This window comes from Bacillus sp. LJBV19 (genome assembly GCF_017797845.1).
In the GTDB taxonomy this organism is placed as follows: Bacteria; Bacillota; Bacilli; order Bacillales; family Bacillaceae; genus Bacillus; species Bacillus velezensis.
This window is the reverse complement of sequence record NZ_CP072563.1, coordinates 989,405-1,004,573: the sequence shown is the minus strand read 5'-3', so window position 1 is coordinate 1,004,573 and position 15,169 is coordinate 989,405. Positions and strand designations below refer to the sequence as shown.

The 15,169-nt window shown below is 48.1% G+C and carries 13 protein-coding genes; 5 read left to right on the top strand and 8 right to left on the bottom strand.

The window, feature by feature from the left end; genetic code table 11:
* From J6600_RS05070 to J6600_RS05055, 4 genes are all read right to left on the bottom strand, one after another.
* Nucleotides 1-2,883, bottom strand: a complete 2,883-nt coding sequence (locus J6600_RS05070; protein WP_209388062.1) for an ATP-binding protein — start codon at nt 2,881-2,883, stop codon at nt 1-3.
* Nucleotides 2,880-4,103, bottom strand: coding sequence for a metallophosphoesterase family protein (locus tag J6600_RS05065; protein ID WP_159353970.1), 1,224 nt, complete (start codon nt 4,101-4,103; stop codon nt 2,880-2,882). The genes J6600_RS05070 and J6600_RS05065 overlap by 4 nt, the downstream gene beginning before the upstream one ends.
* A 110-nt stretch (nt 4,104-4,213) precedes the next feature.
* Nucleotides 4,214-5,473 carry an ABC transporter permease gene (locus tag J6600_RS05060; RefSeq protein WP_209388061.1) on the bottom strand — a complete coding sequence of 420 codons (1,260 nt, stop codon included), beginning with the start codon at nt 5,471-5,473 and terminating at the stop codon, nt 4,214-4,216.
* A complete protein-coding gene (locus tag J6600_RS05055; protein WP_007409231.1) occupies nt 5,466-6,362 on the bottom strand; it encodes an ABC transporter ATP-binding protein in 897 nt (298 codons plus the stop codon). Before J6600_RS05055 ends, J6600_RS05060 begins: the two co-directional genes overlap by 8 nt.
* A 105-nt stretch (nt 6,363-6,467) precedes the next feature.
* Here J6600_RS05055 and J6600_RS05050 point away from each other — a divergent pair, with 105 nt between their 5' ends.
* Nucleotides 6,468-6,653: a YhzD family protein gene (locus J6600_RS05050; RefSeq protein ID WP_015239502.1), complete on the top strand. Its 186-nt coding sequence runs from the start codon at nt 6,468-6,470 to the stop codon at nt 6,651-6,653.
* Between the two features lie 24 nt (nt 6,654-6,677).
* Here the strand turns inward: J6600_RS05050 and J6600_RS05045 are convergent, their stop codons facing one another.
* Entirely contained in the window at nt 6,678-7,445 is a 768-nt protein-coding gene (locus tag J6600_RS05045) for an enoyl-CoA hydratase (protein WP_007409232.1), read from the bottom strand.
* Between the two features lie 184 nt (nt 7,446-7,629).
* Between J6600_RS05045 and J6600_RS05040 the strand changes: the two genes are divergently transcribed.
* The 3 genes from J6600_RS05040 to J6600_RS05030 are packed head-to-tail and all read left to right on the top strand — an operon-like array spanning nt 7,630 to nt 9,730.
* Nucleotides 7,630-7,983, top strand: a complete 354-nt coding sequence (locus J6600_RS05040; RefSeq protein WP_014417322.1) for a hypothetical protein — start codon at nt 7,630-7,632, stop codon at nt 7,981-7,983.
* 27 nt (nt 7,984-8,010) lie between these two features.
* Nucleotides 8,011-8,508: a cation:proton antiporter regulatory subunit gene (locus J6600_RS05035; protein ID WP_012117200.1), complete on the top strand. Its 498-nt coding sequence runs from the start codon at nt 8,011-8,013 to the stop codon at nt 8,506-8,508.
* A gap of 7 nt (nt 8,509-8,515) precedes the next feature.
* Nucleotides 8,516-9,730 carry a cation:proton antiporter gene (locus J6600_RS05030; protein WP_003155266.1) on the top strand — a complete coding sequence of 405 codons (1,215 nt, stop codon included), beginning with the start codon at nt 8,516-8,518 and terminating at the stop codon, nt 9,728-9,730.
* Between the two features lie 25 nt (nt 9,731-9,755).
* Here the strand turns inward: J6600_RS05030 and J6600_RS05025 are convergent, their stop codons facing one another.
* The 3 genes from J6600_RS05025 to J6600_RS05015 form a co-directional block, all read right to left on the bottom strand.
* The gene (locus tag J6600_RS05025; protein ID WP_209388060.1) at nt 9,756-11,045 is read right to left on the bottom strand and encodes a lysine N(6)-hydroxylase/L-ornithine N(5)-oxygenase family protein; all 1,290 of its coding nucleotides are present in this window, start codon (nt 11,043-11,045) and stop codon (nt 9,756-9,758) included.
* A gap of 100 nt (nt 11,046-11,145) precedes the next feature.
* Nucleotides 11,146-12,648, bottom strand: coding sequence for a coproporphyrinogen III oxidase (locus tag J6600_RS05020; RefSeq protein WP_209388059.1), 1,503 nt, complete (start codon nt 12,646-12,648; stop codon nt 11,146-11,148).
* Nucleotides 12,649-12,760: 112 nt separating this feature from the next.
* Nucleotides 12,761-13,627: a Cof-type HAD-IIB family hydrolase gene (locus J6600_RS05015; RefSeq protein ID WP_007409237.1), complete on the bottom strand. Its 867-nt coding sequence runs from the start codon at nt 13,625-13,627 to the stop codon at nt 12,761-12,763.
* Nucleotides 13,628-14,075: 448 nt separating this feature from the next.
* Between J6600_RS05015 and J6600_RS05010 the strand changes: the two genes are divergently transcribed.
* Nucleotides 14,076-15,149, top strand: coding sequence for a DNA alkylation repair protein (locus tag J6600_RS05010; protein ID WP_209388058.1), 1,074 nt, complete (start codon nt 14,076-14,078; stop codon nt 15,147-15,149).
* Nucleotides 15,150-15,169 lie beyond the last annotated feature (20 nt).

Sequence of the window (15,169 nt, the reverse complement as noted above, 5' to 3'; positions counted from 1 at the left end):
TTATGACAGGAGCCGCATGACTTGTCCGCTGTGAAAAGACCGGCTGACATGCTCATGGCAGGTGAAATAAAGTATCTGCCGCCCGCCTTCTGAAAGCTGATTCAGCACATCAAACAGCCGCTGCAGCCGCTGCCTGTCAAAATGGACAAAACTGTCATCAAGTAAAAACGGCAGTGATACCGCAGATTCCCTCTCTGACGCAAGGGCAAAACGAATCGCCGCATAAAGCTGCTCGCATGCCGCCTGTGAGAGTTCGCCTGCAGAAAACACCGTTCCGTCTTTCCGCATGACCATAATGGAATCATCAGCCTCGGAGAAATACAATTTGTGATAGCGTCCGTCCGTAAGCGGTCCGTATAATGCACCGGCGGTTTCTAACAGACGGGGAAGCGTCACTTTTTTATGCCGCTCCATTTTTTCCCTGATGATGTGTCTGACCGTCTGTAATGCGGCCCACTCTTTAGCGGTTTTTTTCACGCGCTCCTTCTGCATTTCTGTCTGCTGTTTTAAATCGGATACAAGCCCCGAGGACTCCAGCTGCTCTTGCTTCACCGTTAATAAAGCGGTTTGCTCACGGAGCTGGGCGCTTTTTTCCTCAAGCGTTTTTTTCTCTGTTTCCTTCTGAACGACTGTATGTTCAAGTTCGGACACTGTGCGGCTCATGTACGGCTCCAGCTGTTTTCCGCCTATGCCGGACAAGTGCGTTTTGATTTCGCGCAGCTGCCGCTCTGTTTCCCGGCGGCTTTCATTCAGCCTGGCGAGTTCACAAAAGTGTTCGCGGTTTTTTGCGCCTGCCGCCATGAAAAGCTGTTTGACCTGCTGTTCGTAGTAATGAACTTCTTCGTTTAATTCACGCATTTGCTCTTGTGCATGCAGCTGATCCGTTTCGAGCGCCTGTTTTCGTTTTGCTTCCTCACGGGCCCGTTCCGCCTGAGCCAGCAAAACGTGCAGTCTTTCTTTTACGGACAGCTCCCTTCCGTCTGAAGGACTCAGCTTTTTGACCCGGTCCTCAAATGCTCTTTGCAGCTTTTGCAGCCTGCCCGCTTCAATGGTCAGCTCATGCTTGTTAAGGATTTCTTTTTTGACATCTTTCATCACATGATATGCGTCCAGAAGATGGGAAGGACTTCCTGAAAACCCCAGTTCATTCATAAAAAGTTCCGCCTGTTTTTCAGACGGCGCCATTTCCGCCTCCCATTCTTCATATTGGCGGATGACCCTTTCATATGCCGATTCTTTCTGTTCAAGCACGGCTTGATCCGCAATCAGCTGCTGCCGGTGCCGGCCGTCACGCCAAAGCTCTTCCTGCAGAAGATCAGCCGCTTCTTTGGAGATCGCCGGCTTCTTTTTCTTGTGTCCGGGCCCTCCTCTTTCTGTCAGCAGCGGTTTTTGCATGCCGGACAGCATATACAGCAGCAGAGCACCGGTAAAAAGGGCGGCAGGCAGCCATTCCTTTAACATAGCGAAAATCGCAATGAACAGAATGCCCGCACCGAGAAAGAGCTTTTTTTGTTTGGCGCGCTGTTTTTCCAGATGCTGAACATGTGCCTGCCATTCGTTTCCTTCTGTATCAGCCGTTTGCTTATATGATTGTAAAGCGGCTTCTTTTTCTATCCTGACAGCGGGGTCCAAAATGTTTTCCGCCGTCACGGCATGTTTTCTTTCGGCTTCTTCCAGCTCCAGCCGCGCTTGTTCGAACATCGCATCAAGCTGTGCCTTTCTTTCTCTTGCCTGTCCGGCGCTCTGCACGGCTTCCTGCAGCCGCCATTCATATTCATAATCGGTGTTCAGTGAAAGAATGCCGTCTTCCTCATGTCTTCCGAGCTGCTGCAATCCTGACGAGACGCAGGCAGATGTCTGCCGGATCTGTGATTGGATGGCGGCAAGCTGTTCGCCGCGCGATTCGTACATATGCTGCTCGCCGGAAAGCTCCTGCAGCTGCCGCTCTTTTTGCAGCAAGTCCTCATTTGGAGCGAGCAGCTCAGCCTGCCGCCGGAGTTCATCCGCTTTTGCCCGAAGCCCCTCAAGACGGGCCGCTTTCGGATGGAGATGCGATTCGTATTTTTCAAGCTGATGCATTCCGTCCTTCGGGAATTGCTTCAATGCTTCCGGATAAGAAGAAAGTTCGCTTTCCAAGGCTGTTTTTTTGTCTGCGAGCGGCTTTGCTTCTATCGCTGATTTTACTGTTTTGATTTCTTCAGTTATGTCTTTCAATCGTGCTTCGGCATCCTGCAAACGGCCGCCGGCGCTTTTTTTCTCTTCCAGAAGGCTGTGATAACCCGCTTCCGCCGCTTCCGCCTGTTTCAGCTGGGCGCTGAGCCGCTTTAATGTATCCAACTCCTGATTTAAGCGGGGGTTCCGCCCGTTCGGCTTATACATCCTGTCAAGTTCTTTTGCCAGCCGCCCGTCAAGCTTTGCCGCCGCTTCCGACCCGAATAAGCTCGAATACAGGAGAAACTCGCCGATTTTGTCCCGGTTAAAAGCTTGAATCTCCTGCAGTCCGAATACATCGAACGAATAGATCGCTTCGTACAGCGCCCGGTCTGTATCGGAGAGAAGCTGTTTGAGCCATTCTCCGTCCTTGATTTCGCCTGAAGCCGTATACACTCTGACTTTTTCGGCAGCGCCTTTTGTCCGTTCGATTTTGACAGCGCCGTGATCGCCATGCTTCAATTCTACAGCGCCGCCGTAAACCCCGCCGTTTTTCGGTTCGTATTTTTTTGATTTCGGAAAACCGAACAGCACGCTTTTGATGAAGGACATCAATGTCGTTTTACCCGCTTCATTTAACCCGTAGATCACTTGCACGGGAGAATCTGACAGCTGAAAACTTCGGTCGGAAAATTTTCCATATTGGTAAATATGCATCGCCGTTATTTTCATCGCTGAAGCTCCTTCATCTGGCGTCTTAAAACGGCTTGAGCCTGCCGCTTAATATCCAGTATCTCTTCATCTGTAAATGAAGCCATCTGACGCCGGTATACGGGATGACGCTCAAGGGCTTCAAATACACCGCTCATGTCCGCGCATTGTTCTATGTCCTGAAGCAGCCCTTTAAAAAACGGATCGGGCGGCACGCTGTCTGTTTCGTCCGTCCGATCCTCAAGCGCAAGCGGCCAGATGAAACATTCCTCTTCGGCCTCTTCCTCCTGTAAAGCGGAAAGAAGCTCCTCCGCGATGCCTGCGGGCGCCTCCGTCCAAAAGCGGGGCGCCGCGCCGCGAAGCACCAGCCTGACACATGCCGGACGGCCCGCCGCGCGCAAGCCGGAGAATGTATCTGATGCGGCTTTCAGAAGTGAAGTCATATGTTCAGCTCCGGAGATATCCAGATCAATTTCCTCCCATAACACATCATGCGCTTCTTTGAATTCCCAAGACATCTCACCGTTTGCCGCCCGGACGAGATAATATCCCTTAGGCCCGGTTTCTTTTAAATGCCGGGCTTGAATATTCCCGGGGTAAATGGCGGCGGGATGCTGGGCGGACAGAACCTGCCGTTTATGAATGTGTCCGAGCGCCCAGTAATCCATGCCGCTTTTTTCAAGGTCTTCTTTCGTAAACGGGCAGTACGGGTCATGCCCTTCCGCTCCTGATAACATGCCGTGGAGCATGCCGATATGATAAGGCGCGCCGGTCATTTTCCGGTAACGGGCCGCCTGATTGACCGTTACGCTTCTTTCCTGATAGCTGCATCCGTATATGCTTGCCGCAAGCTCTCCGTTTTTAAAGAAAGATTTTTCCTCCGGTGTATCCGAGGTGAAGATATGTACATTTTCCGGCCATTCAATCGGCGTCCACTTACCGCCCAAATGATCATGGTTGCCGAATATGACGAACACTTGGATATCCGCTTCCTGTAATCTCGTAAACTGTTTTCTCAAAAACAGCTGGGCTTTTAAACTTCTGTTGGCTTCGTCAAACAGATCCCCCGAAAGCAGCACGAAATCTGCCTGCTCCCGGAGTGCCCCGTCCGTCAGTCGGCGGACGCTGTGAAATGTGCTTTCTTTAATACGCGCATATACCGGTTCAGGCAGATTCGAAATGCCGTAAAACGGGCTGTCCAGATGCAGGTCAGCGGCATGAATAAACGTCAGATCAGCCATCTCGCCCTCCCCTTTCTGCAAATTGAATTACCCTTATTTTAGCACCGTTTTTATACGAATGCACGTTCTGCAAAATAAAAAAACAGCCCGGCTGTTCCGGGCTGTTTCTCTTATTTTTTGGAGATGCGCAGCGCTTGTTTAATCGCTTTGAATCCGCTGGCGTTTCCGTAAATCAAAACCCCGCCTTTGTAAATTTTCGCGCCGACCGCTGCAAAGATCACGATAGTGAGCAGTGTCAGGGCGATTCCGGCCGCAGCCTGCCAAAACGGGATATCGAGCATCCCGACGCGTAAAAACATAATCATAGGCGTGAAAAACGGAATGTAAGATGTAACGGTAATAAAACCGGCGTCAGGATTGCCGAGGCCGAACATGGCGATCATAAAACCTGCCACGATTAAAAAAACCATCGGCTGAATCGTCTGCTGTACGTCCTCTATCCGGCTGACAACACTGCCGAGAAACGCGGCAAGCGTCGCGTAAAGAAAATAGCCGAGCAAATAGAAAATGACGGCATAGACTATCGTCGAGACGGGAACATCCGTAAAATTGAGAAATGCACTGATCGGCGACGACGCCTCATTATGAGGGTTCAGCTTCAGTGAGAGATAACCCGCCGCAATCAGCACCGCAAACTGTGTGATCCCCACGAGCGCGATACCGAACAGTTTGGCAAACATCTGCTGAATCGGCGGCATGCTTGAAATTAAAATTTCCATGACGCGGGACGATTTTTCCGTCGCCACTTCCATCGCAATCATGCTTGCGTACATGATAACTGAGAAGTAGATGACAAACAGCATGATGTATACAAGCCCCATTACCTGACCGAGCTCTTCCTCAGATTTCGCCCCTTTTTCCAGCGCGTCTTTGCTGACTTCCGGCGGAGTGTAGAGGCTGCTGACTTTTTCTGCCGAAATGCCGAGCTTGGCGGTTTCGACAGCGGTTTTTGTCTGGGTTAAAGCCTGCTTGAGCAGTTTATACGCTGATTCATCGGAAATGGTCAGTGCCTTGTATGCTCCTGTTATCGTTCCTTTTTGATCTTGTCTGATGATAAACAGTCCGTCCCATTCACCGTCTTTGACACGCTTTACGGCATCTTTTTCGGACTCCTTCGTCTCCATTGCCTGCAGATCATTGTCTGTATCCGCCGCTTTAAGCTGTTTTGCAAACGCCGGGTACAGCCCGCCCGTTTCATCAATCACCGCGATCTGCTGCTTGCCGTCATCCGATTGAAACACGGAAATAATCGATTGCAGGTTGGTCACCGCTAATACCAATAAAACGGTAATGGCAGTCGAAATAATGAATGACTTTGCCGCGATTTTGTTTTTGTATGTATGAAACAGCATAATCCAAAATTTATTCATAAACGGCCCCCACCTTTTCTATAAAAATATCATGCAGTGACGGCTCTTCCAATTCGAACTTCCGTATAAAACCTTTCCCTTGCAGCGCCCGGAAAATATCCTGAGAAACAGGTTCATTCGCGACCTGCAGTCTGATTCCGTCATTTGTTTCCTTCCATTTCACGACACCTTCATGCGTTTTTAAAAAGCTGAGGTCATCATCTGAATGAACGGTGACATTTTTTTTGCCGAAAGACCGCTTAATGTCTTTCAGATTGCCTTGAACGACGGGTTTTCCCTTCTGGAGAATGCACAAATTCTCACAAAGTTCTTCCACATGCTCCATTCGGTGGCTTGAAAAAACGATGGAAACGCCGCTGTTTTTCAAAGAAATGACCGCTTCTTTCAGCAGCTCGACATTCACCGGATCAAGACCGCTGAAAGGTTCATCGAGAATCAGCAGTTCAGGCTTATGCAGGACGGCCGAAATGAACTGGATTTTCTGCTGGTTTCCTTTCGACAGCTCTTCGACTTTCTTATTCTTGTAATCTGTAATGCCGAACCGCTCGAGCCATGTCATGAGCTCTTTTTCCGCCTCTTTTTTGCCCATTCCTTTTAATCTCGCCAGATAGACAAGCTGGTCACTCACCTTCACTTTCGGATACAGCCCCCGCTCTTCCGGGAGATAGCCGATTTTTTCACTGATGGAATAATTGACCGGCTGCCCTTTCCAGGTGATATGCCCGTCAGTCAGGCTTAAAAGACCTAAAATCATCCGAAAGGTCGTCGTTTTTCCCGCGCCGTTTGCGCCGAGCAGCCCGAACATTTCCCTTTCAGGTATTTGCAGGTTCAAATTGTCAACAGCGGTAAAGCTGCCGAATGTTTTCGTTACGTTTTCAATTGTAAGCACAAATCCAACTCCTTCCTTGACCCATTATATACTAATAATGGGTAAAAATTAATGGAGGATTTTAAATTCTTTATCAGAATATCATTCTATAAAGGGGGTGACATGATGGGACAATATGTATTGACCGCATTCCATGCGTCGGGAGAAACGCTGCTGAATGAACGGATCGAAGCGGATAATGAGGCGGAGGCGAAGGCCGCCGGAGAGGCTTTATTGAAGGAAAAAAAGCTTGAGAACAGTACTCATCGCTTGGTAAATGAAGCCGGAAAGCTGATTTTATTCCACAGATAACAGAAGCTTTCCGGCTTCTGTATTTTACCGGTTAAATTGCGGCGTCCGTTTTTCTAAAAAGGCGCGGATGCCCTCTTTATGATCATCCGTTTTTCTCATATTTTCCTGGGCCTTTCGTTCAAGAGACAAAACGTCTTTTAACCGGCTGATATGGAGGCTCTGATAAATAGCCTTCGTTTCAATCATCGCTGACAGCGGCGCATGCAGCAATCGGTCGATATACGGTTGTGCCCCCTCCGCAGGGCCGCCGCTGAACAGCCCGTCGGCAAGCTTGAGCCGCACCGCTTTTTCAGCAGGCAATTTTTCACCGCTCCAAATCAGTTTTTTCGCTTCGATCTCACCGACGCGTCTCATTAATAAATAATGGCCTCCTCCATCGGGAACCAATCCGATGCCGATGAAATTCATCGCGAGGCGGGCGTTTTCTTCGGCGAGCACCACATCGGCGCACAGCGCGAAACTCAGCCCGAGCCCCGCCGCGGCTCCGTGGATGGCGGCAATCACAATTTTTTTCATATCATAGAGGGTCAGCGTAATGGATTCGATCATTTTCATGAGCCGTTCATATTCTCCTGAATCATGATCAGACGTCATCATCTGAATATCACCGCCCGCGGAAAATCCCCGGCCTTCCCCCCGTAAAAGCACGATAAGCGCCTCACTGTCGGCTGCCATCACGCATGCATTTTCCAATTCCCGGAGCATTTGTTCATTCAGCGCATTGTAACTGTCAGGCCGGTTCAGCACAATCTCCGCGATCTTTCCCTTTTCTTCATAACGAATATACTGCATGTTTACATCCCCCTTGAATCCGCTTACATATTTTGTTCAAATGATATATTCCTTCCCCCGAAGCGAAACTCCTTTATTTTTCAAGGTCAACAGATACCGAAAAATGCATATCATTTGAAACTGAACATACATTTTTATATAGTGAAATTGATATACAAAACAAAAGGGGGGAAAAACGCCGATAATGAAATATGTGATACTCAGCTTGTTACTGAGCTTTTTTATGGTGCTGTTCCCCCCTTCGGATGTCGCTCTTCCTTCCCAATTGGTGACAGAAACAGACAGCCATGTACAAATTTCGGTTTACCCGCAGGAAACGGATTCGGCAAAGACGCCGGTTCAAACCAAAACCGCTCCGCAAGGCCTGTCAAAAGGATACGGTGCGTTATCCCGGATGATCTCCCTGTTATCTGTCAAACCTCTTGATCAATTCATTGATTCCACAATGGAAAGGACATGCGCCATTCCGATACAATACCAGTCAAATTACCTCCGGCATCAGACCATTTCTCATTGCCAATCTGTATTTACGGTGTAAAAACAGTATATTCCGGAGGGATTTTTTATGAATATTAAAGAAAACGATCTGCCCGGCATCGGGAAAAAATTCGAAATCGAAACGAGAAATCATGAAAAAATGACGATCATCATTCATGATGACGGCAGGCGGGAAATTTACAGATTTGATGACCGCGACCCTGATGAGCTTCTGGCAAGCATTTCACTTGATGATGCGGAAGCTAGACAAATTGCCGCGATTATCGGCGGGATGGTGTATAAACCGCAGGCGCTTGAATCGATTGAAATGGCGTTCAACGATCTGATTATCGAATGGTTTAAAGTTGAAAAAGGGGCAAAAGCGGCAGGGCGGACGCTCGGCGAACTGGATGTGCGGCAGAACTATGACGTGACGGTCATCGCCATCATTAAGCATAACCAGAAAAAGCTTTTAAACCCGGGCGCTGATTCGCTCCTTGAAGCAAACGATACACTCGTCCTCTCAGGTGAAAGAAAGCATCTGAAAAAGCTGATCCAAGACTTCCTCTCCAGAGACGGAGTGTGATCTGTTTATGGACCATCTCGTATTTGAAGTCGGTACGGCGTTAGTTCTTGTGGCCATTGCGAGTGTCATCGCCAATAAAATTAAATTCTCGATCATCCCCTTCCTGATCATTTTAGGAATGCTCGTCGGGCCGCACGCGCCCCAAGCGGGCATCATTGACCTGACGTTTATCGAAAGCCGGGAAGTGATTGAATTTTTCGGACGGATGGGCGTCCTGTTCCTCCTCTTTTACCTCGGGCTTGAATTCTCGGTCGGAAAATTAGTCAAATCCGGACGTTCAATCGCCGCCGGCGGAACGATTTATATTCTGATTAATTTCAGTTTAGGGCTGATCTACGGCTTTATCACGGGCTTTTCCTTTTTGGAAGTGCTTGTATTGGCGGGTGTCATCACGATATCATCAAGCGCCATTGTCGCAAAGGTGCTTGTCGACTTAAAACGCACGGCCAATCCGGAAACGGAACTGATTCTCGGCATCATTATGTTTGAGGATATCTTTCTGGCGGTTTACTTGTCCGTCGTCTCCGGGCTTGTTCTGGGAGACGCGACGTCTGTCGGAGGCGCGCTGATGTCAATCGTAATCGCTTTCGGATATATGCTGCTGTTTTTCATTGCCGCTCGAAAATTGCCGCCTCTGCTGAACAAGCTGCTTGATATCCGTTCAAACGAGGTATTTGTCATCGTTATTTTCGCAGCGCTCTTTTTCATTGCCGGCTTTTCCGAAACGATTCATGTCGCTGAAGCGATCGGCGCGCTCTTGCTCGGACTCGTGTTTTCGGAGACGGCCCATTCTGACAGGATTGAGCACCTTGTCGTGCCGTTCCGTGACTTTTTCGGGGCCATGTTTTTCTTCAGCTTCGGTCTCAGCATTGATCCGTTTTCACTCGGAGATGCGGTATGGCTTGCCCTCGGCGCCGTTCTGCTGACGATTGCCGGAAACTTTATCGCCGGCATGATCGCCGGACGCCGGGCGGGGCTTTCTCATAAAGCATCGTCCAATATCGGGCTGACCATTGTGTCACGCGGCGAATTCTCCATTATCGTCGCAAATCTCGGCATCGCCGGCGGCCTGTCCGCTTCACTTAAACCTTTCGCCGCCTTATATGTTTTGATACTGGCCATCTTCGGTCCTTTGCTCACGAAAGAATCGAAGCGGATATATCTCCTGTTGAACAGCGTGTTCAAATGGAAGACGCCTGAAAAGAAACCGCAGAAATCATAAAAAAAACTGACCTCTTCATAAGGGGTCAGTTTTTTTGAGCGGGAAGAAATTGCTGAAAAGCCGTTTTTTTATTAATGGAGAAATGCTCTTTCCCCAGAATGGTATTGATGATTTTTTGGTTTCTGTAAACAGACAGCTTCAAATTCGTAGCGCCTGTTCCGTGAGCATGATCAAGATTCGTTAATGTGAAAAAATGATGCCGCCTGTCGTCCTTAAAGATAAGACGGGAATCGGCCGTCACTTTAAACCGTTTCTCATCCTCCCATTCGATATCGGGGGCAATTGCCGTAAACCATTCCGGAATAAGAGGTTTAAAGCCGGTCGCCAATATCACTTTTTCTGAATCGGCCGTAAAGGTTTCATCCATCTGCCATTGATGAAAGCTCAGTACGCAGCGCCCGTTTTGCTTTTCAATTTTTTCAAGCTCCGCCATCGGCTGAATATACACGTCAGGCGAACCTCCGCTGATCGATCTGTGATACAGGGCATCGTAAATGGCGGCAAGTGTGTCAGAATCAATGCCGTGGCGCAGTCCGTCCAGCTCAGGGAGCGTGTTCAGCCGTTCTTTAAAAGGCAGGCGGTTAAAATATTCCACATAATCAGGTGTAAACATTTCCTGCCCGAGCTTGGCGGTTTCCAATTCTCGAAATCCGGCGGATCGTGTCACCCATTGCAGCCGGCTGCGGCGGTATTGTTCATCGTGCAATAAGTCAGAAAAGATCTCCGCGGCGCTCTGTCCGGAGCCGACCACCGTAATTGATTCGGCGCCGGCGAGCTCGTCTTTCCGAAACAAATATTCCGTGCTGACCATCGTGTCCTGACGCGCTTCGCCAGCAATCTCTGCGGGAATAAGCGGTTCAGACCCCGTCCCCATGACGAAATGCTTCGTTTGATAGACACTGATGCTTCCGTCCTCAATGTTCTTGACGCTGACGTCATAATGTCCGCCGGCATTTTTCACGCCGATTACCTCTGAGCCGAAACGGCATGATTTGATTTCTGAAGCCGCCCAGCTCAAATAGTCGTTAAATTCCCGTCTCGGAATATCAAATTCATTAAACGTATAAAACCGGTACAGCCGGTCATGTTCATGGAGAAAGTTTAAAAACGTGTAGCGGCTTTTCGGATCGGCGAGCGTGACCAGGTCCGCCAGAAACGCCACCTGTAAATCCGTCCCTTTAATTAATAGACCGGGATGCCACGCAAATTCTTTCTTTTTATCGAAAAAAAGAGCGTCTGTTCCGGGTATATCCTCTAATAATGCGGCAAGCCCTAAATTAAACGGCCCGATTCCCGCTCCAATGACATCATACATAATTACACCTCTTACGAATAACAGTCTGATGGTCTTTTCCCGTTTTTACAGACGGTTAAACATAAAAAAACGGCACGCTGATTCCGTGCCGTGTTTGATATTATAATGCAGATTTAACGAACATCTCATCTAAGTATTTGATTTTCTCTTCTGTATAATGCTCGAATCGGTCATTATATGATTTCGGATCTTTCGGATTGGCGAAGTGCGTGATTTTTCCGGTTTCCGGATGAATGAATTTGCTTGCCGCGCCGCAGCCGATACCGATAATCGTCTGCACTTCTTCCATAATCATAATGTTGTAGATGCTTTCCTGACCAGGGAAGGAGTAGCCGACATTTTCAAGGTTTCCGAGAATGTTTTTCTGCCGGTACAAGTAGTACGGCGTATACCCGTGCTCTTTTGTCCAGCGGACGGCGTCATCCATCATGCGGGACACTTCCTGTCTGTCGGCAACTTTATACTTATGCTTGTTTCTCGTCATTTCTGACGCCCGTTTAAAAGAAAGCGTATGAACGGTCAAAGATTCAGGCATCAGCTTTTCCGTTTCTTCAAGACTGTGTCTGAACTCAGCCGTCCCTTCTCCCGGCAGGCCGATGATCAGGTCCATGTTGATGTTATTCATGCCGTGTTTGCGGGAAAGATGGTATTTTTCGATGGTTTCTTCAACTGTATGATGTCTGCCGATGGCCTTAAGCGTTTCGTTTTCATAAGATTGCGGGTTGATGCTGATTCTGTCAATCTTATACTTATTTAAAACGGCCAGCTTCTCCTCCGTAATCGTGTCGGGTCGGCCCGCTTCAACGGTAATCTCCCTGATATTCGTGACATCCGGGAAAGAGCGGACCATCTCTTCATATAAAAGATCCATTTCTTCAGCGGTAATGCTTGTCGGCGTGCCGCCGCCGAAATAAATGGTCGTCACTTTGATATCATGCTGTTTCAGCCATTCTCCGATTTTCTGCATTTCATAGTGAAGCCCCCATAAAAAGGAGCCGACTCTTCCCGCCTGTCCTTGAATGGCATATGCCGGAAACGTGCAGTAGGCGCATTTCGTCGGGCAGAACGGGATGCCGATATATATGCTGACTTCATCTTTGACCCGGTACAGATCAGGAACCGCAGCGAGCTGGCGGTCGACAATCTCCTGCATCAGATTGATTTTTTCATCATGTATCAGATAATCTTTTTTCAGATCGGCGTGCGCCTCTTCTTTTGTCAGGCCGCTCTGCAGCTTTTTATGAAGAAGTTTAGTAGGCCTGATGCCGGTTAAGATTCCCCATTTTTGTGTCATGCCCGTATGCGATTGAAGAAGATTTAAGTAGACGTATGACAGCGTGTTTTTCACCTGTTTAAATACTTCTTTTTCGCTCCATCCGGCAAGAAGCGGTTTCGTATGATGTTCCTTTTCGCCGGTTCCTTTGATTTCTCCGGATACCGACACGCTGTCTGCATCTTGAGAAATGGCAAGTGAGATGACGAGATCAGAGGGTTCCTCCGTTTCGCCGTACGCAAGAACACACTCTTCAAAAAATAAATTCGCGATGTTTTGCAGCGGACGATGCAGCCTGTCATCCGTGATGCCGTCTATTTTTATTTGCAATGTGATCACCTTATTTTTCAGATTCAAAACTTTCTTTAGTGTACAGAAAGAACAGGCTAAAATCAATCCGCGAAAAAGCCGCAGACCGGCGTTTCGCGTCTGCGGCTCTTGATTACGGCCGTTTCATATGGAACTTATCGAGAAAGCCTTTGCGGTGCTGCATGCGGAAATATTCCTTAATCATATAGGCGACTCCCTGTTCATCATTTGACCTTGTCACCCAGTCCGCTTTTCTTTTTAATTCATTTGAAGCATTCCCCATCGCGACGCCGAGACCGGCCAGCTCGATCATCGGCAGATCATCTTCCTGATGGCCGATAGCCACAACCTCTTCCATTGAAAGCCCGAGATCAGCGGCGACCATCGAAAGTCCGCTTTCTTTTGAAACCCCTTTAGGCACGATGTTCAGTTTTTCTCCGTTGACGCGGATCACATCGACGGCCGGGAATGCTTTCATTATCGTATCCGTTATATCAGCCTGCAGACCATCTTCGGCATGCACTTCAATGACGGGCGCTGAAACCGGCTCATCAAGGAGCAGGTCACTTAATGATTCGACAAACTGCACCGGATAAAAAATCGGGTCAGACGGATGAATCATCGTTTTCCCGACCAGATTGGAGTTCACTTTCTTCTTGTTTCCGATCGAATATTTTTCGTGAAGAAGCCGGATATTGCATGGATAGCTTTCCAGCACCTGAACGATATTAAACGTGTGATCTTCTGATATTTTCTTTTCAAAAAACGGCTCATCTATTTTTTCAGAAATGTATGCGCCGCTGTGGGTAATCAATTTTGCATTCAGCTTTAATATTTTCGCCACTTTTTGAGCGGAGCGAAAATGGCGGTTTGTGACCAGTGTGACGTAAATTCCTTTTTTCTTGACGTATTCGATGGCATCCTTTGTCGTCTGATGAAGTTTGCCGTTGGAGCGAAGAAGCGCTCCGTCTATATTTAACGCCAGCATTTGTTTTGACACAGAGAAGTCCCCCTCCTTGATGACTGTACTTGTCATTAGGATATGACCCTGTCTCTTTGTTTAGAACAACCTTTTCTCCGCAGCAAAAAAGCCTGCCTCAAGCAGACTTTGAACTGTCGTTTTGTTGGGATACGATCGATTTGCTGCCTTCTCCCCAATGTGTATTTCTATTTACGAAATATATCAGGAACCCCTTATTTGACCGTTGATGCGCTCGTTTCACTTACTCTCTGTTGCTACCCCTTAACATACCAGGCAGTATAGGCGACCGTATCCTTAGATCATCTGTAAGTGTAGGCGCTTTCAGAGTTATTATCTCAATTATATTATTAAAAAACAAGGGTTTTTTTAACTAAAAAAATCAGAGGAAATATCTATGCTGAATGTATGATAAAGTTGAAAGGGAACATACATTCTCATATAATAAAAGAAAAAAGCGGTGACTGTCATGTCTCTATTAAAAGATATTTATAACGAAGAGTTTGCAGAAGCACTTCTGAACAGAATCAAATCGGCGTATCCGGCTTTTGAGCGGGATAAGTGCCGGGCGCTGATGTTTCAGGAAGATTGGCCCGGACTGACGTTAAAACAGCGGATGCGCCGGATCACAGACTCTTTATATGAAACACTGCCGAAGGATTACATACGGGCGCTTGACGTCTTATATGAGACAGCTCCCCGCTTCTCAGGGCTCGCCGGGATTATTTTTCCCGATTATGTCCAACAGTACGGAACGGAGCACTGGGACGAATCAATGAAGGCGCTTCAGTATTTCACTCGTTTTTCCACTTCCGAATTTGCGGTCCGCCCGTATATCAGGCTTGACCGGGAGCGGATGTTCAAAGAGTTCCTTTCCTGGACGGAGCATCCGGACGAACATGTCAGAAGGCTTGCCAGCGAAGGCTCAAGACCGCGCCTGCCATGGGGAATCTCCATTCCGGCTCTTCTTGACGATCCTTCCCCGATTCTCCCTGTTCTGGACCGCTTGATGCAGGATGACTCGTTATATGTCAGAAAAAGCGTGGCGAATAACCTGAATGACATCTCCAAAACACATCCGGATCTTCTGGTACAGATTGCAGCCGAGCGGTTCGGAAGCTGTCCGCACACGGACTGGATTTTGAAGCACGCCTGCAGGACACTGTTAAAAAGAGGAGACAAACAGGCGCTTGCGGTTTTCGGGTTTGAAGACGCCTCCCGGATTTCATTGGAACGTTTTACACTGAATTCGGAAACGGCCGCCATCGGAACATGCATACATTTTTCTTTTCAGATCCGCTCATCCGCCCGGCAAAAAGTCAGGGTTGAATACGCGATTGATTTTGTAAAGAAAAGGGGGCACCGCAGCCGCAAGGTGTTTAAGATGTCGGAGTCCGCCATGGACAACGGAGACGTAAAAGCCTTCAGCAAACATCATTCCCTTAAAGATTTAACCACCCGCAAGCATTATCGGGGAATTCACACTCTGTCTGTCATCATTAACGGAACGGTAAAAGGTTCGCTTGATTTTTCTGTTGAATAAAAAAACCCCTCCATTTCATA

Bases quoted from the DNA above. Each gene is read 5' to 3' on its own strand.
- J6600_RS05070 (WP_209388062.1), bottom strand. From the start codon at position 2,883: ATGAAAATAACGGCGATGCATATTTACCAATATGGAAAATTTTCCGAC.
- J6600_RS05065 (WP_159353970.1), bottom strand. From the start codon at position 4,103: ATGGCTGATCTGACGTTTATTCATGCCGCTGACCTGCATCTGGACAGC.
- J6600_RS05060 (WP_209388061.1), bottom strand. From the start codon at position 5,473: ATGAATAAATTTTGGATTATGCTGTTTCATACATACAAAAACAAAATC.
- J6600_RS05050 (WP_015239502.1), top strand. From the start codon at position 6,468: ATGGGACAATATGTATTGACCGCATTCCATGCGTCGGGAGAAACGCTG.
- J6600_RS05045 (WP_007409232.1), bottom strand. From the start codon at position 7,445: ATGCAGTATATTCGTTATGAAGAAAAGGGAAAGATCGCGGAGATTGTG.
- J6600_RS05040 (WP_014417322.1), top strand. From the start codon at position 7,630: ATGAAATATGTGATACTCAGCTTGTTACTGAGCTTTTTTATGGTGCTG.
- J6600_RS05035 (WP_012117200.1), top strand. From the start codon at position 8,011: ATGAATATTAAAGAAAACGATCTGCCCGGCATCGGGAAAAAATTCGAA.
- J6600_RS05030 (WP_003155266.1), top strand. From the start codon at position 8,516: ATGGACCATCTCGTATTTGAAGTCGGTACGGCGTTAGTTCTTGTGGCC.
- J6600_RS05025 (WP_209388060.1), bottom strand. From the start codon at position 11,045: ATGTATGATGTCATTGGAGCGGGAATCGGGCCGTTTAATTTAGGGCTT.
- J6600_RS05010 (WP_209388058.1), top strand. From the start codon at position 14,076: ATGTCTCTATTAAAAGATATTTATAACGAAGAGTTTGCAGAAGCACTT.